The organism is Streptomyces sp. NPDC088400 (assembly GCF_044753355.1).
Taxonomy (GTDB): domain Bacteria; phylum Actinomycetota; class Actinomycetes; order Streptomycetales; family Streptomycetaceae; genus Streptomyces.
In genome coordinates this window covers 214,485-235,005 of sequence record NZ_JBIVMZ010000003.1, presented here as the reverse complement: position 1 = coordinate 235,005, position 20,521 = coordinate 214,485, and the positions used below count along the sequence as shown (strand labels likewise).

16 protein-coding genes and 1 pseudogene are annotated in these 20,521 nt (G+C 68.6%); 8 read left to right on the top strand and 9 right to left on the bottom strand.

The annotated features are described in order from the left end of the window. Nucleotides 1–11: 11 nt before the first annotated feature. The 8 genes and pseudogenes from ACIQD6_RS09135 to ACIQD6_RS09100 all read right to left on the bottom strand — a co-directional run. Nucleotides 12–941, bottom strand: a pseudogene (locus tag ACIQD6_RS09135) (pectinesterase family protein); the annotation flags it as partial. A 307-nt stretch (nucleotides 942–1,248) separates the two neighbouring features. Next, on the bottom strand, nucleotides 1,249–2,082 hold the full coding sequence (locus ACIQD6_RS09130) for a PmoA family protein (RefSeq protein WP_401880055.1): 834 nt from the start codon (nucleotides 2,080–2,082) through the stop codon (nucleotides 1,249–1,251). A gap of 203 nt (nucleotides 2,083–2,285) precedes the next feature. Further along, nucleotides 2,286–3,467, bottom strand: coding sequence for a Gfo/Idh/MocA family protein (locus tag ACIQD6_RS09125; RefSeq protein ID WP_401880764.1), 1,182 nt, complete (start codon nucleotides 3,465–3,467; stop codon nucleotides 2,286–2,288). Between the two features lie 32 nt (nucleotides 3,468–3,499). Next, the gene (locus tag ACIQD6_RS09120; RefSeq protein WP_401880053.1) at nucleotides 3,500–4,405 is read right to left on the bottom strand and encodes a carbohydrate ABC transporter permease; all 906 of its coding nucleotides are present in this window, start codon (nucleotides 4,403–4,405) and stop codon (nucleotides 3,500–3,502) included. Beyond that, entirely contained in the window at nucleotides 4,402–5,370 is a 969-nt protein-coding gene (locus ACIQD6_RS09115; RefSeq protein WP_401880051.1) for a carbohydrate ABC transporter permease, read from the bottom strand. The genes ACIQD6_RS09120 and ACIQD6_RS09115 overlap by 4 nt, the downstream gene beginning before the upstream one ends. Before the next feature lie 88 nt (nucleotides 5,371–5,458). Further along, nucleotides 5,459–7,219 carry an L-arabinonate dehydratase gene (araD, locus tag ACIQD6_RS09110; protein WP_401880049.1) on the bottom strand — a complete coding sequence of 587 codons (1,761 nt, stop codon included), beginning with the start codon at nucleotides 7,217–7,219 and terminating at the stop codon, nucleotides 5,459–5,461. Next, nucleotides 7,216–8,127, bottom strand: coding sequence for a dihydrodipicolinate synthase family protein (locus ACIQD6_RS09105; RefSeq protein ID WP_401880048.1), 912 nt, complete (start codon nucleotides 8,125–8,127; stop codon nucleotides 7,216–7,218). Before ACIQD6_RS09105 ends, araD begins: the two co-directional genes overlap by 4 nt. Then, on the bottom strand, nucleotides 8,124–8,768 hold the full coding sequence (locus ACIQD6_RS09100) for a GntR family transcriptional regulator (RefSeq protein ID WP_401880046.1): 645 nt from the start codon (nucleotides 8,766–8,768) through the stop codon (nucleotides 8,124–8,126). Before ACIQD6_RS09100 ends, ACIQD6_RS09105 begins: the two co-directional genes overlap by 4 nt. 238 nt (nucleotides 8,769–9,006) lie before the next feature. Between ACIQD6_RS09100 and ACIQD6_RS09095 the strand changes: the two genes are divergently transcribed. The 7 genes from ACIQD6_RS09095 (at nucleotide 9,007) to ACIQD6_RS09065 (ending at nucleotide 17,844) form a co-directional block, all read left to right on the top strand. Continuing rightward, nucleotides 9,007–10,290, top strand: coding sequence for an ABC transporter substrate-binding protein (locus ACIQD6_RS09095; protein ID WP_401880044.1), 1,284 nt, complete (start codon nucleotides 9,007–9,009; stop codon nucleotides 10,288–10,290). Next, nucleotides 10,290–11,285 (top strand): carbohydrate ABC transporter permease, encoded by a 996-nt coding sequence (locus ACIQD6_RS09090; protein WP_401880042.1) that lies wholly within the window; start codon nucleotides 10,290–10,292, stop codon nucleotides 11,283–11,285. The genes ACIQD6_RS09095 and ACIQD6_RS09090 overlap by 1 nt, the downstream gene beginning before the upstream one ends. Continuing rightward, nucleotides 11,282–12,202 carry a carbohydrate ABC transporter permease gene (locus tag ACIQD6_RS09085; protein ID WP_401880040.1) on the top strand — a complete coding sequence of 307 codons (921 nt, stop codon included), beginning with the start codon at nucleotides 11,282–11,284 and terminating at the stop codon, nucleotides 12,200–12,202. Before ACIQD6_RS09090 ends, ACIQD6_RS09085 begins: the two co-directional genes overlap by 4 nt. A gap of 166 nt (nucleotides 12,203–12,368) precedes the next feature. Further along, complete coding sequence (locus ACIQD6_RS09080) at nucleotides 12,369–12,917, top strand: hypothetical protein (protein ID WP_401880039.1); 549 nt, start codon at nucleotides 12,369–12,371, stop codon at nucleotides 12,915–12,917. Between the two features lie 83 nt (nucleotides 12,918–13,000). Next, a complete protein-coding gene (locus ACIQD6_RS09075) occupies nucleotides 13,001–15,751 on the top strand; it encodes a Tat pathway signal sequence domain protein (protein WP_401880037.1) in 2,751 nt (916 codons plus the stop codon). Between the two features lie 61 nt (nucleotides 15,752–15,812). Then, the gene (locus tag ACIQD6_RS09070) at nucleotides 15,813–16,871 is read left to right on the top strand and encodes a rhamnogalacturonan acetylesterase (RefSeq protein ID WP_401880035.1); all 1,059 of its coding nucleotides are present in this window, start codon (nucleotides 15,813–15,815) and stop codon (nucleotides 16,869–16,871) included. Between the two features lie 157 nt (nucleotides 16,872–17,028). Further along, nucleotides 17,029–17,844, top strand: a complete 816-nt coding sequence (locus tag ACIQD6_RS09065) for an SAM-dependent methyltransferase (protein WP_401880034.1) — start codon at nucleotides 17,029–17,031, stop codon at nucleotides 17,842–17,844. Nucleotides 17,845–17,932: 88 nt separating this feature from the next. Here the strand turns inward: ACIQD6_RS09065 and ACIQD6_RS09060 are convergent, their stop codons facing one another. Beyond that, nucleotides 17,933–18,583 carry a ScbR family autoregulator-binding transcription factor gene (locus ACIQD6_RS09060; protein ID WP_401880032.1) on the bottom strand — a complete coding sequence of 217 codons (651 nt, stop codon included), beginning with the start codon at nucleotides 18,581–18,583 and terminating at the stop codon, nucleotides 17,933–17,935. Between the two features lie 668 nt (nucleotides 18,584–19,251). On the opposite strand from ACIQD6_RS09060, the gene ACIQD6_RS09055 reads away from it, so the two are divergent. After that, complete coding sequence (locus ACIQD6_RS09055) at nucleotides 19,252–20,454, top strand: type III polyketide synthase (protein WP_401880030.1); 1,203 nt, start codon at nucleotides 19,252–19,254, stop codon at nucleotides 20,452–20,454. The last annotated feature ends 67 nt before the right edge of the window (nucleotides 20,455–20,521 follow it).

Below are 20,521 nucleotides of genomic sequence, written 5' to 3'. Positions count from 1 at the left end.
GGGCCGTGCGGTCAGGAGCGCGTGCGATACGGCGCCCAACCGTCCTTGCCCGACAAGTAGTTGGGTACCTGATGGCGAGCGGCGTCGGCGTCCGGCATCTGGGGGCGGTCTGCCGTCACGGCCGCTCCGGGACCGTAGGTGCGGTATTCGGAGAAGCGCGCCTCCCGCCAGGGGAAGCCGCTCATGTCGGTCCACGGAGAGGACTTGACGGCCGCGGGGAGTTCGGTGTTCCGGATCAGCACCTGGCCGACGGCGTCCGGTTCGCCGCCCGGGTGCCAGGGCCGGCCGAGGTGGAAGGACCGCGCGGGCGCGTCACTGATGATCCGGCTGTCGGTGATCAGAATGCCGTACGGATTCCCCTTCCAGGTCGAAGCGGCGGTGATGTAACCGTTGTTGGAGGAGGAGCCACGGCTGAGCGCCTTGATCACGGAGCGTTCGATGACGGTGGTGGCCCGCCCGTAGATGAAGTCGACGTCACCTTCGATGTACGAGTCGCGGACGTAGACCCGGCTGACAGCGGTCAGTTGGGGGCTGTCGGTCATCAGCGTGTCCTGGTTGCCCTTGAACGCCGTGTTGTCGAAGACGATCCGGTCGCCCGTCGTCTTCATCGCCAGGGCCTGCTCGGAGGCGAGGTCGTGGGCTGCCTCGTCGAAGTCGTTGACGAAGGTCAGATTGCGGGCGGTGACGTCGTTCGCGGCGATCAGTACGGTGGCGCTGCCGCTCGAACCACCGTACTCATTGGGGGTGTCGAAGACGATGACCGTCTTGGAGCGGTCGCTTCCGGTGCCCTGAAAGACCAGATGCGGCTTGTTCGCCGGCACCCTTACCTGTTCGCGGTACGTACCGGGGGCGATGGAGACGGTGACCTGGCCGCTGTTGCCCGCGGGGACCGCGTCCACGGCGGCCTGCACGGTGCGGTAGTCGGCCGGGACACGGAGCACGGCGGCGCGCGTGGCCGCCGCCGGCCGGTCCGCGGCACGGGCGGGCGCCGTGGCGAGGCCCGCGAGCAGGGTGGCCAGGGCGGCCATGGAGGCGGTGGCTCCGGCCCGAAAGCGTTTGCTGCGCAGGTGCGTCATTGCGGCTCTCCTCACAGGCGTTGCGTTCTGGAGTTCTGAAGGGGCGTCGAGCGGTGTCAGCCGGTGATGCGGAAGTCGGTGAAGGGGGCGGTCCCGGCCCGGCCTTCTCCGGTGGGCGCGGTGGCGAAGTCGCGGTACCTACCGTCACCGGGGCCGGCCGTTCACGGCGGGGTCATGCCGCCACCGCCTTGCGGACGAGGGCGGCCGCCGCCGGACGGTCGAGCCGGCCGTCAGCGACGACGGTGACGATGCGCCGGGCGACACTCCCGCCCGCGGGCAGCGGGAGCCGTTGCCGCCAGGCCAGCGAGGAACCGACCCCGGGGTACTCGGTGGTGCGGACGAACCAGGGGTCGTCGCGGGTGTCCCCGTTCGCCCCGCCGAAGATCAGGGTCCAGTCCCGTCCGGCGAGCGCCAGCCAGCCGGCGGTGTGGCCGTGCACCGCGTCCTCGCCCCTCCCGTTCTCGGTGAACACGTCCGGCGCCGAATCCGCCACGCCCTCCTTGGGCGCGCGCCAGAAGAATCCGCCGTAGCCCGCTCCCGGACGGCCGTTGGTGGCCGGGCTGCCGATGGACAGGTCCGTACCCGACACATTGGTGAGCGCCGAGGTGAAGTCGAGGACCCAGGCGTCGCCGGAGAGCGCGAGAGCGCTGATCGTGCGCCGTTCCTTGAGGAGTTCGCGGCCTTCGCGCGTCCAGGACAGTTCCTCGACACAGCCGTCGGGGTCTCTCAGCAGCCAGCCCGTGTGTTCCTGCGCGCCGTGATTGTCCAGCGCGACCGGGCCCCGGTCGCGCACATAGGTGCGCCCGCCCCAGAAGTTGACACCGGAGACGTCCGGCACGGCCATCGACACCCCCAGGTGGTGCACGTGGTCGGGTGGCCGCAGCTCGGTGACGGTGACACCGCCGAGAGTGCGTACGGGATGCAGGTACGGCCGGGAGGGGAGCCCCGCGGGCACCCGGGGCCGGTGCACGTAACGGGCCACGGGGCGGCCGTCACACCGCAGCACCGTGTTGCCTCCGACGCCGGAGAGCGTTCCCGCGCCGGATGAGCCGGATGAGCCGGATGAGCCGGATGAGCCCGACGTGCCGCCGGATGAGCCGGATGAGCTGGACGTGCCGGATGAGCCCGACGTGCCGCCGGACGCTCCGCGCCTTCCGGCGATCCCGCCGGCCCTGGAAAACCCTCGTGTTCCGGAAACCTGTGGCTCGGTCATCTCGGGTGCACCTCCGCCGGGGGCACGGCCCAGCCCGCGCCCAGTTCGGAAAATGTGGAGAGGGACTCCGCACTCGCCGCGATCAGCGCGTCGATGCCCTTGACGATCCGGCGCGGCGGTACGTCGCCCGGTGCGCGGTACCAGGCGTCGGCGGGCAGCGGCTCGGGCGGCGGCCCGCTCCTGATGGCCTCGACGATCCGCATGAAGGCGCCCGTGCGACGGGGCGGTACGAGCAGCTCGTCGTCCTTGAGACGGTGCGCGACCAGATTCTCCAGCAGGTCCGTACGGCCGTGGACGGTCTCGACCGGATCCTGGCCGGTGCGCTCCACCCGCACCCGGTCCTGCTTGTACCAGAAGGTGATCCGGCCGTGAGTCCCGTGCACCACGACGTACGGCTCACCGGCCTGCTCCGCGCACAGGGTGACGGCGACCGTGACGGTGGTGCCCCTGGCCGTCCTCAGACTGAGGCAGGACGTGTCGTCCGCCTCGATGTCATTGGCCCGGAACTGCTCCAGCCGCAGCTCGGAGATGTCGTCGGCCAGGTCGCTGCCGTCGATCCGCAGCGCGGTCGCGACCGCGTGCGCGAGCGGGTTGGTGAGCACCCCGTCCACCACGTCCCGGCCGTTCAGGGAACGGTGCCCGGCCCAGGGGGCGCGGGCGTAGTAGGCGTCGCCGCGCACCCATGCCCCGGCGGCCCCGATCCCCCGGAGCGTCCCGATCGAGCCGTCCGCGATCAGCTTCCTGATCGCCTCGACAGCATGGGAACCGAGCGACTGGAACCCGACCTGACAGTCCGTGCCGTACTCCTCCAGGCCGGCCAGCAGCCGCTCGTACTCCGCGTACGACGGTGTGGTCGGCTTCTCCAGCAAGGTGTGCACGCCCCGCGCGGCGGCGGTGAGCGCGAGTTCGGTGTGGGTGTGGATGGGAGTGCAGATGACGGCGATCCGCGCGCCCGTGCGTTCCAGCAACTCCCCGAAGTCCGAGGACTGTTCGGGAGAGCCGAAGCCGTCCAGCTCCTCGGCGCTCAGTGGCTTCAGCTCGCAGACGCCCACGAGCCGGACCAGCCCCGCCTGTTCGAGACGGCGGATGTTGTGCAGGTGCGTGCGGCCGTGGCCACGCGCGCCGGCGAGTACGACGGGCAGTCCCGCCCCCGCACCGCCGCCCCTCATATCGCTCATGCTGTCGCCCGTCACCTCGCGGATCTCGTCGCTCATCCCTTCACCGCCCCGGCGCTGAAGCCGGTGATCAGCCACTTCTGGATGAAGGCGAAGACGATGACCACCGGCACCGCCGAGATCACACCACCGGCGGCCAGCGCGCCGAAGTCCACACTGTCCGCCCCGATGAGGGTGCTCAGCCCGACCGGGATCGTCTGCTTCTCCTGGTCCATGAGGAACATCAGGGCGAAGAGGAAGTGGTTCCAGCTGTTGACGAAGGCGAAGGAACCGACGGCGATCAGACCGGGCCGCAGCATCGGCAGCACGACGATACGGAACGCCTGGAGCCGCGAGCAGCCGTCCACCCAGGCCGCTTCCTCCAGCGAGTACGGGACATTCTTGATGAAGCCGCTGATCAGGATGATCGACAGGGGCAGCTGGAAGACGGTCTCCGCGATGACCACGCTCCCCAGGGAGTTGATCATCTGGAGGTTCTTGAAGATCTGGAAGAGCGGGACCAGCATCAGTGCGCCCGGGATGAACTGTGAGCACAGCAGCGCCAGCATGAAGCCCTGCTTGATACGGAAGTTGAAGCGCGCCAGGGCGTAACCGCCGGCGAGCGCGACTCCCGTCGTGCAGATCAGGGTGAAGACCCCGATCAGTGCGCTGTTCTGGAAGAAGACGGAGAAACTGCGGTCGTTCCAGACCTTCGAGAAGTGATCGAAGGTGATCGGCCACGGCACCAGCGAGGTGGAACCGGCGGGCCGCAGCGAGAACAGCAGCATCCAGTAGAAGGGGACGAGAGTGAAGAGCAGGTAGAAGCCGACCGGCAGGTAGATCTGCCACCGCGGCACCTCGTCGAAGGCGCGCCGACGCTTGTTCCTCCGTGCGGGCGGAGAGGCCGGGCCGTTGCTCGCGGACACGGTGTGTGTGTCCTTCTCGGCGATCGCCGTGGTCACTTGTCCTCGCCTCCGAACTTGCTCAGGCGCAGATAGAGAATCGAACAGAAGAGGAGGATCGCGAACGCGACGGTGGTCAGCGCGGTGGCGTAGCCGAAGTCGTGTGCCTCGAATCCGGTGACCGCGACATACAGCGGCAGCGTGGTGGTGACGCCGGCCGGACCGCCTTCGGTGAGGGTGAGAAGCAGGTCGACGTTGTTGAACTCCCACACGGCCCGGAGCAGCGTGGTGAGGATGATCGCGTCCTTGAGATGCGGCAACGTGATGTGGAAGAACTGCCGGAAGCGGTTCGCCCCGTCGACCGAGGCCGCCTCGTAGAGATCGCCGGGAATGGACTGGAGATCGGCGAGGATCAGGATCGCGAAGAACGGTACGCCGCGCCAGAGTTCGGCCAGTACGGCCGCCCAGAACACGGTGCCGGTGTCGGAGAGCACGGACGATCCGTACGTACCGATTCCCGCGTCGGCCAGATAACGGCCCACGCCCGTCGACGGGTTGTAGAGCAGCAGCCAAATCGTGGTCGTCAGTACCCCGGAGACCGCCCAGGGAGAGAAGACCAGGGCGCGGGCGACGGCACGGCCCGCGAAGGTCTGGTTGACGAGCAGCGCGAGTATCAGGCCGAGGGCCAGCTGAAGCGTGACCTCGGTGACGACCCACTTGCCGCTGAAGACGAGGCTGTCCCAGAACAGCGGGTCCTCGGTGAAGATGCGCTTGAAGTTGTCGAGGCCCGCGAAGCCGTTCCGCCAGGGCTTGGTGGGGTTGTAGTGCTGCAGGCTGTAGTAGAAGACGCTGAGCATCGGATAGGCGATGAAGCCCAGCATCAGCAGTCCGGCGGGGGCGATCAGCAGATAGGGGAGGCGGCGTGGCGTCGCGCCCGTACGGCGCCCCGGCTTCCTGGCCGCTACCGGGGTCTTGGGTGCTCGGGGCGGCGCCCCTGGTGAGTCCTGCGCCACAGCTGAGGCCATGACTGCTTCTCCGTTCCTTTGGTGAAGCGCTTCGCAGACGGTGTTCGGTATACCGAACTGACGAGGCGGGTGGTGCGGACCTGCTGTCTCAGCTCACGTACGGGTCGGGCACCTCGCCCGGCCTGGACAGGAAGGCGAAGTCGCAGCCGGTGTCGGCCTGGGTGATCTGCTCGTTGTAGAGGGCGCCGTACCCGCGTTCGTACCTGACGGGAGGCGGGGTCCACTCGGCCTGCCGCCGCTCCATCTCCTCGGCGGTGATGTCCAGATGGAGGCTCCGGGCCTCGACGTCCAGCGTGATCGGATCACCGGTGCGTACGAGCGCGAGCGGCCCGCCGATGTACGACTCGGGCGCGATGTGCAGGACGCACGCACCGTAACTCGTGCCGCTCATCCGGGCGTCGGAGATCCGCACCATGTCGCGGACTCCGCGCTTGAGCAGGTAGTCGGGGATCGGCAGCATCCCGTACTCGGGCATGCCGGGCCCGCCCTTGGGGCCCGCGTTGCGCAGCACCAGGACATGCTCCGGGGTGATCCCGAGCTCCGGGTCGTTGATGGTCCGCTGCATCGTCCGGTAGTCGTCGAACACCATGGCGGGGCCCGTGTGTTTGAGAAGCTGCGGTTCGGCGGCGATGTGCTTGATGACCGCGCCGTCGGGACAGAGGTTGCCGCGCAGCACCGCCACCCCGCCCTCCGGCGCGAGGGGCTTCTCGCGCGGCCGGATCACTTCCGGATTGTGTACGAGCGCACCGTCGAGCTGATCCCGCAGGGTGGTGTGCGCGACGGTCGGCCGGTCCAGATGCAGGACATCCGTCAGCCGCGTCAGGAAGGCCGGCAGCCCGCCCGCGAAGTGGAAGTCCTCCATCAGGTACTGCCCGCCCGGACGCAGGTTCGCCAGCACCGGCACGGTCCGGGCGATCCGGTCGAAGTCGTCCAGGCCGAGCCGCAGGCCCGAGCGTCCGGCCATGGCGATCAGATGGATCACCGCGTTCGTCGAGCCGCCCAGCGCGAGGACGGTGGCCACCGCGTCCTCGTACGCCTCCCGGGTCAGGAGCTTCGAGAGCCGCAGGTCCTGCCACACCAGGTCGACGACGCGCCGTCCGGAGGCGGCGGCCATCCGGTCGTGCCCGGAGTCGACGGCCGGGATCGAGGAGGCCCCGGGCATGGTGACCCCCAGCGCCTCGGCGGCCGCCGTGAGCGTGGAGGCGGTGCCCATGGTCATGCAGTGGCCCGGCGACCGGGCCAGACCGCTCTCCAGCTCGGCCATCTCGTCGTCGCCGATCAGCCCGGCCCGCTTCTCGTCCCAGTACTTCCACATGTCCGTACCCGAACCGAGGACCTCATTGCGCCAGTGCCCCGGCAGCATGGGCCCGGCGGGCACGAAAACGGCCGGAAGATCGACGCTCGCCGCGCCCATCAACAGCGCCGGTGTCGTCTTGTCGCAGCCGCCCATCAGCACCGCGCCGTCGACCGGATAGGAGCGGAGCAGTTCCTCCGTCTCCATCGCCAGCATGTTCCGGTACAGCATGGGCGTCGGCTTCTGGAAGGTCTCGGAGAGGGTGGACACGGGGAATTCCAGCGGGAAACCGCCGGCCTGCCACACCCCCCGCTTCACCGCCTGCGCTCGCTCGCGCAGATGGACATGGCAGGGATTGATGTCCGACCAGGTGTTGAGGACCGCGATGACCGGCTTGCCCAGGTGCTCCTCGGGGAGATAACCGAGCTGGCGGGTGCGGGCGCGGTGGCTGAAGGAACGGAGCCCCGAGGAGATTCCGCTTCCGTACCACTGGTGGCTTCGCAGGTCCTCGGGCCGTACGGCCGGCTCGACCGGACCCTCGTCTCCCGCGCTCATATCGCCCACCCGGCCACGAGCGAAGCCACGACGGCCCGTTGGTCCTCGGGCAGCGCGCGGCTCGGCGGGCGGATGTCGCGCCGGCACAGACCGAGCGCGGCCAGCGCCTCCTTGACCACCGTCACATTGTCGGCGGACTGCCGTGCGGCGCGCAGTTCCTCGAAGGGCCTGATCTGCTCCCACACCTTCATGGCCGCCGCGTAGTCCCCGGCCCGCAGCGCCTCCAGCATCCCAAGCGAGACGGCCGGGGCGACATTGACGAGACCGGAGGTGAACCCGGTGGCTCCGCCGGCGAAGTACGAGGGCGCGTACAGCTCGGCGAGCCCCGCGACCCAGACGAAGCGCTCCAGGCCCGCGTCCCGGGCGAAGGCGGCGAAGCGCGCGGCGTCCGGGACGGCGTACTTCACCCCGATGACATTGGGGCACAGTTCCCCGAGCCTCGCCATGCTCTCGCCGCTCAGCTGCGGATTGCGGATGTACGGGACGACCCCGAGCTCCGGCACCGCTTCGGCGATGGAGCGGTGATAGTCGATCCAGCCGTCCTGCGACACATAGGGGTGCACCGGCTGATGGACCATCACCATGGCGGCCCCGGCGTCCCGGGCGTGCTTCGCGGCGGCCACCGCGGTCGGCACCTCCAGACCGATGCCGACCAGGACCGATGCCCGGCCCGCCGCCTCCTCGATGGTCAACTCCGTGACCGCGCGCCGCTCGTCGGGGCTGAGCGCGTAGTACTCGCCGGTGTTGCCGTTCGGTGTCAGTGTGCGCACACCATCGTCGAGCAGACGGCGGAGCAGCGCCCGGTGGGTGTCGGTGTCGATCGTGTCGTCGCTGGTGAACGGGGTTACGGGGATCGCCACGACATCCGCGAGCGCGTCCCGGGACAGGGTGAGATCAGGGGTGTTCATACGTGGTCTCCTTCGGGGAACGCCCGCCGTACAAAAGAGGCGATGTGGTCGTGCAGGGCGCGCGCCGCGCCGTCGGCGTCGCCCGCGAGAGCGAGCCGCAGGACCTCCCGGTGCTCACCGGCCTCCCGCTCCCAGGACGGGACGGCGGCCCACGCGACGGTCGAGACGAGGGCCGCCTGGTCGCGTACCTCGTCGAGCATCCGTGCCAGCAGCGGATTGCCGCAGGGCAGATACAGCGCCCGGTGGAACTCCCGGTTGGCGAGGGAGCGTTCGGCCTGGTCCACCGCTTCGTCGGCCCTGACCAGGGCCTCCCGCGCCGGCTCCAGCGAGGCCCGCCGGGCGAGGGAGCGCCGTAGCGCCGCCGGTTCCAGCAACAGCCGTACGTCGTACACCTCATGGGCCATGGCGGCGTCGACCGTGCGTACGGTGGCGCCCTTGTACTGGCTCATCACGACGAGACCGGTGCCGGCCAGAGTCTTGAGCGCTTCTCGCACCGGAGTCTTCGACACCCCGAACTGGGCGGCCAGTTCGGTCTCGACCAGGGCCTGACCCGGGCTGAGGCCACCGGTGAGGATGCCGTGCTTGATCGCCTCCAGAACGTACTGGGTGCGGGAGGGGATCGGACTCGGGGCGAAGGCCATGGGCGCTCTCACATCTCGTGTCTCATATATGACGTACGAAGTACGACGCGATGAAGCTAAGACCGCGTTGATGTTTCGTCAATGCTTCACACAGAAGCCGCGGGGCGTTGCCGGGCGTTCGATGCGAAGCGCTTCGACGGATGTCGTCCGAACCGTTGACGTACTCCCCGGGGGGTCCTTACCTTCTAGCGGAAAGCGCTTACCTAAAACGATTCAATATGCAACGGGAGGGCCAACTGTGCCTACGACCGGGAGAGTTGACCGGCGCGGCCTGCTCAAGATCGCGGGCGGCTCAGTGGCCGCTCTCGGTCTGACGGCCGCAGGGTGCGGAACGGGCAGTGGATCGGGCGACGGCAGTGTGACGATCCGGTACGCGTGGTGGGGGTCCGACGACCGCGCGAAGAGGATCAACCGGACGATCGCGCTCTTCGAGAAGAAGTATCCGAAGATCAAGGTCAAGACGGACTTCCAGCCCTACCTCGACTTCTGGAAGAAGTTCAACACCCAGGCGTCGGGCGGCAATCCGCCCGATGTGTTCCAGAACGCGATCGGCTTCCTGCGCAAGTACGACGCGAGGAACGTCCTGCTCGACCTGAACCAGCAGGTGAAGGCGGGAAACCTCGGCATGGAGAACTTCCGGGCCGGTCTGGAGAAATTCGGCGAGGTCGACGGCAAGCTGCTCGGCGTCCCCGTCGGCAGCAACTCCATGGCCCTGGTCATCGACGAGAAGGTGTTCGAGAGAGCGGGCATCTCCCCGAAACCGGGCTGGACGTGGGACGACTTCGACGCCGCGATGCGCACGATCCGGGACACCGAGGGCCGGGCCGGTGACAGCGGACTCTACGGGGTCATGTACGTCTACGACCTCTATCTGCGCCAGCACGGCAAGGCCTTCTTCACCAAGGAGGGTCTCGGATTCACCGAGGGCGATCTCACGCGGTGGTGGAACAAGGCGCAGGCCGGGGTCACGTCCGGCGTCTACACCGACCCCAAGAAGGTCGCCCAGATCAGGCCCAAGCTGGCGGTGGCCGCCGAGGTCGCCGGCTGCGAGTTCAACTGGGACAACTTCGCCCTTCGCTACAGCGCCGAGGGGAAGAGCGGCTACGGCCTCGCGCCGATCCCCACCACCGACGGCAGGAGGACGGGCCAGTACCTCGGTTCGCTGATGCTGAGCGGCTCCAAGCGCACCGAACACCCCAAGGAAGTCGCGCAGTTCATCGACTTCATGGTGCATGACCCCGAGGTCGCCAGGATCATGGGCTACGACCGGGGAGTACCCACGACGACCGAGCAGTACGAGGCGTTCCAGCCGACCGACGAGGTCAACAAGGGGATCGCCGCGTACGAGAAGCAACTCGTCGACACCGGAGTGCTGGAGCCGATCACCCCGCACCCGGCGGGGGCCGACGTCGCGGAGGCGGCCTTCCTGCGCCTCGCCGAGGAAATGGCCCTGGGCAAGCGGTCCGTGGACGACGCGGTGAAGCAGTTCTTCACCGAGTCGAAGACGGCCCTCGGCTCCTGATGGGAGCCACGGTGGTACCCACCCGGACCACCCCGGCGGAGCACCTGTCCAAGGACTCCGGCCCGCGGGCCGGCCAGGGCCGCCCCGGCGGTCCCGCCATGGGGCGGGGCCGCCGGGAGAACCTGGCCGGCTATCTCTTCATGTCCCCCTGGATCGCCGGGTTCCTGCTGCTCACAGCGGGGCCGATGGTCGCCTCGCTCTACTTCGCGTTCACCGACTACAACCTCTTCGACGCTCCGAAGTGGATCGGTACGGCGAACTTCACCGAGATGTTCGGTGACCCGCGCTGGCGCCATTCGGTGTCGGTGACGCTGTGGTACGTGATCATCGGCACCCCGCTCAAGCTGGCCGCCGCGCTCGGCGTGGCCCTGCTGCTCAGTCAGCAGCGGCGGGGGCAGGCCTTCTACCGGGCCGCGTTCTACGCGCCGTCGCTGATCGGCGCGAGCGTCTCCATCGCCATCGTCTGGAGGGCGATCTTCTCGGACGACGCCATTGTCGACCGTACACAGCGGTTCTTCGGCGCGGACGTCGGCGGCTGGACCGGTGATCCGGACTGGATCATCTACAGCCTGGTGGCGCTCACCGTCTGGCAGTTCGGGGCGCCCATGGTGATCTTCCTGGCCGGGCTGAAGCAGGTGCCGCGCTCGCTGTACGAGGCCGCCGAGGTCGACGGCGCGGGACCGCTGAGGCGGTTCTGGAACATCACCCTGCCGATGATCTCCCCGGTGCTGTTCTTCAACGTCCTGCTGGAGACCGTCCACTCCTTCCAGATCTTCGGCTCGGCCTACATCCTCGGCGGCGCGGGCGGCAGCTGCGGTCCCGCCGACGCCACGCTTGTGTACACCTGTTACCTCTACGTCCAGGGCTTCGAGAACAGCCGGATGGGCCTCGCCTCGGCCATGGCCTGGATGCTGCTGCTCGCGGTCGGTCTGGTGACGGCGGTGCTGTTCTGGTCCCAGAAGCGCTGGGTGCACTACGAGGAGGGTGCCCGATGAGTACGCAGAGCACGCAGAGCACGCGGGATATACGGGACACGCAGCGGACATTTGCGGCGCGGGGAGTCCTGGCCGGTGTCCGTCGGCGCGGGGCCGGTTCGCTCGCCTGGCACGTCGGCTCCCTCGCGGTCCTCGCGGTGGTGCTCTACCCGGTGATCTGGGTGATCGGAGGGTCGTTCAAGCCGAACGACGAGATCATCGGCAGCCTGGAGCTGTTCCCGACCTCTCCCCTCACCGAGAACTACCGCCGACTCGCCGACGGCATAGCGGACATCCCGATCTCCTCCTTCTTCGTCAACTCCACCGTGCTGGCGCTCGGTTCGGTGGCCGGTGTGCTGTTCTCGTGTTCGCTGGCCGCCTACGCCTTCGCCAGGATCAGGTTCGCGGGGCGCAATCTGCTCTTCGCGCTCATGATCGGCACGCTGCTGCTTCCGTACCACGTCCTGCTGATCCCGCAGTACGTGCTGTTCCAGAAGCTGGAACTCATCAATACATACACGCCGTTGCTGCTGGGAAAGTATCTGGCCACCGACGCCTTCTTCGTCTTCCTGATGATGCAGTTCATGCGGAACCTGCCGAAGGAGCTGGACGAGGCGGCGCGGCTGGACGGCTGCGGACACCTGAGGATCTACTGGTCGATCGTGCTGCCGCTGTGCCGGCCCGCGCTGATCACCAGCGCGATCTTCACCTTCATCAATGCCTGGAACGACTTCATGGGCCCGTTGATCTATCTCAACGATCCGGAGAAATACACCGTTTCGCTCGGGCTGAAGATGTTCGTCGACCAGGACGGCGTCGCCAATTACGGCGGCATGATCGCGATGTCCCTCATCGCGCTGCTGCCGGTCCTGCTCTTCTTCCTGGCCTTCCAGCGCTACCTGATCGACGGTATGGCCACGTCCGGACTGAAGGGCTGAGCGGGGCATGAGCGCGGTCACGAGGCCAGGCGCCAGGGGCGGGAGGCATTCCGCCCGGTGGAGATCGGCCCGGCGGGAGTCCGTCGGGCAGGAGTTCGTCCGGGGGGAATCCACCCGGCGGGGGGAGTCATTCCGTACGGAACAGGCCCGGCAGGAATCCGTCCTCATGCGGAGGTTCGCCGTCTTCGCCGAGTGTCTGCTCACCGGCGTGTGGATCGCGGTGGCGTCGCTGCCCCTGCTCACGCTGCCCGCCGCGTTCGCCGCGGGCGCGGCGCATCTGCGCCGGGTGCTGGCCCACGAGGTCTCCACCTGGCGGGAGTTCACCGCGGACCTGTGGGCCGCTGCCCGCCGCGGCTGGCTCGTCGCACTGGCCGGCTGGGCGTCGGCCTGGCTGCTCTGGGCCGACCTCGCCATCGTACGGGCCGGACTGCCCGGCGGTCCGTTCGCCGGCACGGTCGGGGTGCTGGCCATGCTCGGTCTGCTGGTCGCCGGACTGCGGGCGACCGCGCGCTGGTGCCCCGGCGACTCGTGGCGGGTGCTGCTGGCCGGGGCCGCCCGCCGTACGCTCCGTGATCCCGCCGGATCCCTGTCGCTGGTCTGCGGGATCGCGGTCGTGGCGGCGTCGGCCTGGTTCGCCGCCCCGCTGGCCGCGCCCGCGCTCGGGGTGGTCACCGCGGGCGCGCTGGCCGTCGAGCGCCGGTACCGCGACCACTGATCCGCCCGGCCGCACCGGCGGCGTTCTTTCCCCGCGCACGCACCTCCACCTATTCGAATGTCATGCACATGGGAGGAATGTCGATGTCTCCGATCCCTCGCAGATCTCTGCTCAAGGCGGCCGCCGTCGCCGGCGCCGCCGCACAGTTCAGCTGGGCGCTCGGCCGGGACGACGCCCACGCGGCAGGTGCCCGCGCCGCCGCGGCCGATGATCCCGTCACCGTCGGATGGCTTGAGGACCACGGCCGGGGAGCCGCGCCCGGCAGCACCTTCGGAGTGCCGTGGCCCCAGGGCGCCCATGCCGCCGACACCACGTTCGCCCTGGCCACCACGGACGGCGAGGACGTTCCCGTACAGAGCTGGCCCACCGCCTACTGGCCGGACGGCTCGCTGAAGTGGACGGCCCACGCGGTCGGTGCCGCGGCGGCCGGAGCCGCCGGGGCCGAACGGTTCACACTGGCGGCCGGCACCCCCGCGACCGCCACGAAGAAGGTCACCGTCACCGAGACCCACCGGAAGATCACCATCGACACCGGGGTCGTCAAGGCGGTCGTCGCGAAGAGCGGCGACAGACTCGTCGAGTCCGTGACCCGGGGCGGCACACGCATCGCCACCGACGGCCGGCTCGTCCTCCTGCGCCAGGGTGAGCTGGACGACGCCGACCGTCACACCGCATGGGAACAGTTCGACGGAGAGATCAGCGGCGCGAAGGTCGAACAGGACGGGCCGGTGCGCGCGGTGGTGCGCATCGACGGCAAACACCGCCGGGGCGGGCGCAGTTGGCTCCCCTTCAGTGTCCGGCTCTACTTCTACGCGGACGCCGAGTCGTTCCGGATGGTGCACACCATCACCTACGACGGAGACCAGCGGCCCGGCCGGAAGAAGGGGGACTTCATCCGCGGCCTCGGCGTCCGCTTCACCGTGCCGATGCGTGATGCCGCCTACGACCGCCACATCCGTATCGCGGGGGACGGCAAGGGCTTCCTCACCGAGGCGGTCAAGGGCATCACCGGGCTGCGCCGCGACCCGGGCGCGGTCGTCCGTACCGCCCAGGTCAAGGGCGAGAAGCTGCCCGACCCCGCCACCTGGGACCAGCGGGTCACCACACGCCTTCAATACATCCCCACCTGGGGCGACTACACGCTCTCCCAGCTCTCGGCCGACGGCTTCGCCCTGCGCAAGCGGACCAAGCCGGGCCACGGCTGGATCGCGGCGGGCGGCGGTCGCCGGGCGGCCGGCTTCGGTTACGTCGGCGGGGTGAGCGGGGGTCTCTCCTTCGGGCTGCGCGACTTCTGGCAGAAACACCCCGCCCAACTGGACGTCCGGGGCGCGGCGGGCGACGAGGCGGAGGTCACGCTCTGGCTCTGGTCGCCCGAGGCCCAGCCGATGGATCTGCGCTTCTACCACGACGGCATGGGGCAGGACACCTATCCCGAACAGCTCGAAGGCCTCAACATCACCTACGAGGACCATGAGCCCGGCTTCGGCACCCCATACGGCATCGCGCGCACCAGCGAGCTGATGTTCTGGGCCAACGCCGCCACCCCCACCGCCGACACCCTGGTCGCCCAGTCCGCAGCGGTACGCACCCCTCCGCAGCTCGCCGCGAGCCCCGAAGCCCTCAGCCGGGCAGGGGTGTTCGGCGGTCTGTTCGCCCCCGTCGACCGCTCCACCCCCGCCAAGGCGGAGATCGAGGACCACCTCGACTTCCTCTTCACGTACTACAAGGACCAGGTCGAGCAGCGCCGCTGGTACGGCTTCTGGGACTACGGCGACATCATGCACAGCTACGACAGCGACCGGCACCAGTGGCGGTACGACGTCGGCGGCTACGCCTGGGACAACTCCGAACTCTCACCCGACCTCTGGCTCTGGTTCGCCTACCTGCGCTCGGGCCGCTCCGACATCTTCCGCTTCGCCGAGGCCATGACCCGGCACACCGGCGAGGTCGACGTCTACCACCTGGGCGAATGGGCGGGGCTCGGAACCCGGCACGGCGTACAGCACTACGCGGACAGCGCGAAGCAGCAGCGCATCTCCACCGCCGTCTACCGCCGCGCGTACTACTTCCTCACGGCGGACGAACGGGTCGGCGACCTGATGCACGCACTGGTCGACTCCGACGAGACCTTCCTCGTCCTCGACCCCATCCGCAAGATCCGCACCGAGCCCTACGAGCCCGACCGCAACGCCCTGTCGATCGGATTCGGTACCGACTGGAGCGGGCTCGCCGCCGCCTGGCTCACCGAGTGGGAGCGCAAGGGCCCCAAGGCCGCGAAGGCCGAGGCCCGGCTGCGCTCCACCATGGAGACCATCGCCGCGCAGCCCAACGGCTTTGTCCAGGGCTCGGCCCTCTACGACCTCGACACCGGGAAGTTCGCCGTCGCCGACGAGCCCGTCGTGAACGTCTCCCATCTCTCCTCGATGTTCGGCGCGGTCGAGATGTGCGCCGAGCTGATCGGCATCATCGACATGCCGAAGTTCAAGGAAGCCTGGCTGGACTACTGCCGCTACTTCAACGCGACCAAGGCCGAACAGAAGGCACGGTACGGCTCCGACTTCGGCAGCCTGCTGCTCTTCCAGGGACACTCACGCCAGGACGCCTACGCCGCAGCGCAGTTGAAGGACGACAAGCTGGCCGCGCGCGCCTGGCAGAAGTTCTACGACAGCGACGCCTACACCTCGGACATGGTCTGGGACAAGACGAGGCTCGAAGGCCCCGACGTCCTCGAACCCGGTTACGAGAACGTGCGGATCAACACCAACGACACGGCTCTCTTCGGACTCGCCGCCATTCAGAACCTCGCCCTCGTCGGCGACCGCATCCCGAAGTGACCACCGGCTGAAGGAATAAGGAAGGAGGAACTCGCCCATGAGACGTGTGAGTACAAGACGTATGAGTGCAAGACGTGTGAGTACCGCACTGCTGGCCGCTCTCACCGCTGTCGCGGGTCTGTCCGCCGTGCCCGCCGAGGCGCACACGCTCCGGCACGGCCGCCCGACAGCGCCCGCCGGCTGCACCGGAACCGCCCCCGTGGTCTGCCACTTCGACGTCGCACCGGGGACGTACGACGTCACCGCCGTGCTGGGCGGTGCGACGGCGGGCAGCACCGCCATCACGGCGGAGACCCGTCGTACGATGCTCGCCGAGACGACGACCGGGGCAGGACGGACCGTGCGACGCGGGTTCACCGTGAACGTACGCGAGCCCGAGGGAGAGCCGACGGGCGCGAGCGGAAGCCCCGGCCTCGATCTCCGCTTCGAGGGCTCGGCGCCCCTGCTCGCGCACCTGCGTGTGACCCCCGCGCCCCGGACACCCCAGCTCTTCCTGGCCGGCGACTCGACCGTCTGCGACCAGCAGGGCGAACCGTACTCCGGCTGGGGGCAACAGCTCCCGCAGTACCTCGGAGCAGGGATCTCGGTCGCCAACTACTCGGACTCGGGGGAGGGTTCACAGTCCTTCCTGAACAACCCCGCCCTCTTCCCGGCGGTCGAGTCCCGGGTGGGCCGGGGCGACCTGGTGCTCATCCAGCTCGCGCACAACGACAAGCAGACGCCGGCGGCGGACTACCGCGCGAACCTCACGGCGATGATCGAGCGGGTAAGGGACCGGGGCGGGCGGCCCGTCCTCGTCACGCCCATCGTCCGCCGCTGGTTCAACGCGGACGGCACTCTCGACAACGCGACAGCCCTCAACGTCAACGGACTTGGCGTCGATCTCCCGGCCCAGATGCGTTCCCTGGCGGCGGACCTCACCGTACCGCTCATCGACCTCACCGCCCTGACCAAGAGCCGGGTCGAACACCTGGGCCCCGAGGCGTCCAAGGCGCTCTTCCTGTACGACGAGAAGCGCGACAACACGCATACGTCGGCGCGGGGCGCCACCGAGTTCGCCGCGCTCGTCCTCGGCGAACTGCGCGCACAGAGGCTTGTCCCCGGACGCCTCATACGCTGACACCCGTCGTCCCGTACGGCGCCCCGGACCGTCCGTACCACCATCAGCGGTCCGAGGCACACCGGCAGTTGCCTAGACTCTGGCCAAGGCTTCACCTGAGACCGGGACCGGTGCGACGCTCCGCGTGACACGTGACGACGCACCCGTGAGGAGTGAGATGGCACCGCAGCGCTACACAGGAGACCGGTTCAACACGGGGGAGGCGCACTCGGCGCGCGTCTACGACTACGTCCTGGGCGGCAAGGACAACTACCCGGTGGATCAGGAAGCCGGCGAGACGATGATCCAGGAGTGGCCCGCGTTGCGGGTCCACATGCGAGCCAACCGGGAGTTCATGCACCGGGCGGCCGACTACCTGGTGCGGGAAGAGGGCATCAAGCAGTTCCTGGACATCGGCACCGGACTGCCCACCTCGCCGAATATGCACGAGGTCGTGCAGAAGGTCGCCCCGGACGCCCGCGTCGTGTACGTCGACAACGACCCGATCGTCCTCGCGCACGCGCGCGCACTCCTGACCAGCGCTCCCGAGGGCCGGACCGCCTATGTCGACGCCGACATGCGCGACCCCGCGGCGATACTCGACTCCCCGCAGTTCCAGGACCTTCTGGACCTGCGGGAGCCGGTCGGTCTCATGATCATCGGCATTCTGCACTTCATCCTCGAAAACGACGACGACCACGGCCTGGTCCGTCGTCTCCTCGAACCGCTGCCCGCGGGCAGCTTCCTCGCCATGACCATAGGCACGGCCGACTTCGCCCCGGAGGAGGTCGGCCGCGTAGCCGCCGAGTACGCGCGCCGTGGCATGCCCATGCAGCTGCGCACCCACGCCGAGGCCGGCACGTTCTTCGACGGCCTCGACCTGGTCGAGCCCGGCCTGACGCAGGTCCACCACTGGCGGCCCGACGCCGGCCAGGAAGACATCGACGACCGAGACATCGCCATGTACGGCGCGGTGGCCCGGAAGATCGGCTGAGCCGGGACCGTATGAGGGCGGCCGCTCCCGTGGTCGCCCCTCAGCCGCCCCCGGAGCCGGCGGCATCGGTACCGCAATCGGTAACGGATCAGACCTCGGCGACCGGCGGCATCGCCGAGGTCACACGCGCTCCCCGGTCGGGCGCGATGTTCATACGGGGGATCAGCCCGGGGACCGCGATGCTCGGCAGGATGTGCTCCCACATCAGGGAGATCCGGCGGCCCAGATCCGCGCGCTGGGTGAGCCCCCGGGACATCAGCTGGATTCCGGTGAACGAGCCGACCAGCAACTCCGCCGTGTCGCGCGGCCGCACGCTGGGCAGCAACTCACCCTGGTCCCGGGCCTGTTCCAGCAAGGAGGTCATAAGCTCCGGCCACTGGCGAAACGGTCCGCTGTGATCGACCCCCGGCGGCGCCCCCTGATCCACGGTGAGTCCGACGCTTCCCCTGAGCAGCGCGCTCTTCAGGAGCCGATGGCCGAAAACGAAGCTGATGTCGACGATCTCCTGCAATTTGCACGCCTGTGGTGGAACGGTGCCCAACTGCACCTGTTCGTCCAGTACGGCCTGGGCCAGCGCCTCCTTCGACGGGAAGTGGAAGTAGAGCGCGCCCTTGGTGACTTGGGCCCGCCGCAGCACCATGGCGAGGGTGGTCGACGCGTAGCCGTACTCGTCGAAGACCGCGCCCGCCGCCTCCAGGATCGTCGCGCGCGTTCTGATGGCGCGCTTCTGTATTGCCACGAAACCCCCTTGTGCGGAGCCAGGTTGGCCGAACCACCCTTGCCATGTATTCAGGTTCGAGCACGTGGACCGGGCGCCGACGCTGCAAAAACATACCGTCTGCCCCGAACGATAGTGGGCAGTGGGGTTCGGGGTGAATGGTGGGGTGCGGAGTGAATCCTGTGCAGCCATCGATGTGGTGTGGAGGAGATCCCGCGGGCCATGCTTACGGGAGCCGTCGTCGTCCGCACGTTTTCTCTCCGTCGTGACCGGTTGAGCCCCTGGCATATACGGGGCGGCTGGTTTCCTTCTCTTCCTGGCCGTGCAGGGGGCTGGCGGAAGCGCGCTCGATTTCAGGCCGAGGGGGAGCGTCGAAGTGCCACCCGTGGTCAACATGTCGTTCGAGGGGTCACCCACCTGGATCAATACGCCACTCATCTCCGTGTCGGTGTACTTGTTCGGGACCGTGTGCGAGCCCCTGACGGGAACTTCGGCGGAAGGGTTCCAGCGCCCGGTCGACAGTGCCGATTTGCCGCGTCACTACCCCCTGAACGGACGATGCGGCCAACGTCGGCCCTACGTTCCGTAGCCGCCCGGAAGGTCTCTGACGGTTCATCGGATCGTATGTTGATACTTCCGGAACCCCTTCCTCTGCCCCTTTCACCTGCACATCTCGGGTTGCGGCGAGGTTGACCACCAAGGAGTGTGGGCAGCAGTTCAGAGCGAACACAAATAAAGGAGAGCGCGCCGTGGCGACTCTGTGTAAACCCGCTGTCTCGGTTCCCGAGCATGTGATCACCATGGAAGACACACTCGCTCTCGCGCGCTCGCTGCACGCGGACCATCCGCAACTGCCCCTGGCGCTGCGGCTGATCGAGAACACCGGCGTGGCGAAGCGGCATATCGTCCAGCCCATCGAGGACACGCTGGAGCACCCCGGCTTCGAAGACCGCAACATGCTGTACGAGGCCGAGGCGAAGGCGAGAGTTCCCGCCGTGATCCGCACGGCTCTCGACCACGCCGAGCTGCGCCCCGCGGACATCGACCTGATCGTCTATGTCTCGTGCACCGGCTTCATGATGCCGTCGTTGACGGCCTGGCTGATCAACACCATGGGCTTCCCCAGCCACACCCGGCAGCTCCCGATCGCCCAGCTGGGCTGCGCGGCGGGCGGCGCGGCCATCAACAGGGCACACGACTTCTGCCGGGCGTACCCGGAATCCAATGTGCTCATCGTCGCGTGCGAGTTCTGCTCGCTCTGCTACCAGCCGACCGATCTCGGGGTCGGGTCGCTGCTGTCCAACGGCCTGTTCGGGGACGCGGTCGCCGCCGCCGTCGTCCGGGGCCAGGGCGGCACCGGTATCCAGCTGGAGCGCAACGGCTCGCACCTCGTGCCCGACACCACCGACTGGATCGCCTACAGCGTCCGGGCCACCGGCTTCCACTTCCTGCTGGACAAGCGCGTGCCCACCACGATGGAGCCGCTGGCCCCGGCACTCCGTACGATCGCCGCGCAACACGGCTGGGACGCCACGGGCCTCGACTTCTACATCATCCACGCCGGCGGCCCGCGCATCCTGGACGACCTCAGCCGCTTCCTCGAAGTGCCGCCGGAGGCCTTCCGGTTCAGCCGGGGCACCCTCACCGAGTACGGCAATATCGCCAGCGCCGTCGTCCTCGACGCCGTCCGCAGACTCTTCGACGAGGGAATGGCCGCCGACGGCGCCCGCGGCATCATCGCCGGGTTCGGCCCCGGCATCACCGCGGAGATGGCCCTGGGCAGCTGGACGGCGAGCGGGATGCCCGCCGAGGCCGGTGCGACGGAGCGTCGGCTCGTGGGAACGGCGGGACGGAACTCCCATCCCGTACCCGAGAACGAACCGGTGAGGTGACGGTGACCAGCGACATGGTGCCCGGGGTCCCGAAAGCCGGCCGAATCGTGGTGATCGGCACCCGGTG

Excerpts from the sequence above, each read along its gene's own strand:
- ACIQD6_RS09125 (WP_401880764.1), bottom strand. The coding sequence starts at position 3,467 with ATGAGCGATATGAGGGGCGGCGGTGCGGGGGCGGGACTGCCCGTCGTA.
- ACIQD6_RS09115 (WP_401880051.1), bottom strand. The coding sequence starts at position 5,370 with ATGGCCTCAGCTGTGGCGCAGGACTCACCAGGGGCGCCGCCCCGAGCA.
- araD (WP_401880049.1), bottom strand. The coding sequence starts at position 7,219 with ATGAGCGCGGGAGACGAGGGTCCGGTCGAGCCGGCCGTACGGCCCGAG.
- ACIQD6_RS09105 (WP_401880048.1), bottom strand. The coding sequence starts at position 8,127 with ATGAACACCCCTGATCTCACCCTGTCCCGGGACGCGCTCGCGGATGTC.
- ACIQD6_RS09100 (WP_401880046.1), bottom strand. The coding sequence starts at position 8,768 with ATGGCCTTCGCCCCGAGTCCGATCCCCTCCCGCACCCAGTACGTTCTG.
- ACIQD6_RS09090 (WP_401880042.1), top strand. The coding sequence starts at position 10,290 with ATGGGAGCCACGGTGGTACCCACCCGGACCACCCCGGCGGAGCACCTG.
- ACIQD6_RS09085 (WP_401880040.1), top strand. The coding sequence starts at position 11,282 with ATGAGTACGCAGAGCACGCAGAGCACGCGGGATATACGGGACACGCAG.
- ACIQD6_RS09080 (WP_401880039.1), top strand. The coding sequence starts at position 12,369 with ATGCGGAGGTTCGCCGTCTTCGCCGAGTGTCTGCTCACCGGCGTGTGG.
- ACIQD6_RS09075 (WP_401880037.1), top strand. The coding sequence starts at position 13,001 with ATGTCTCCGATCCCTCGCAGATCTCTGCTCAAGGCGGCCGCCGTCGCC.
- ACIQD6_RS09070 (WP_401880035.1), top strand. The coding sequence starts at position 15,813 with ATGAGTGCAAGACGTGTGAGTACCGCACTGCTGGCCGCTCTCACCGCT.
- ACIQD6_RS09065 (WP_401880034.1), top strand. The coding sequence starts at position 17,029 with ATGGCACCGCAGCGCTACACAGGAGACCGGTTCAACACGGGGGAGGCG.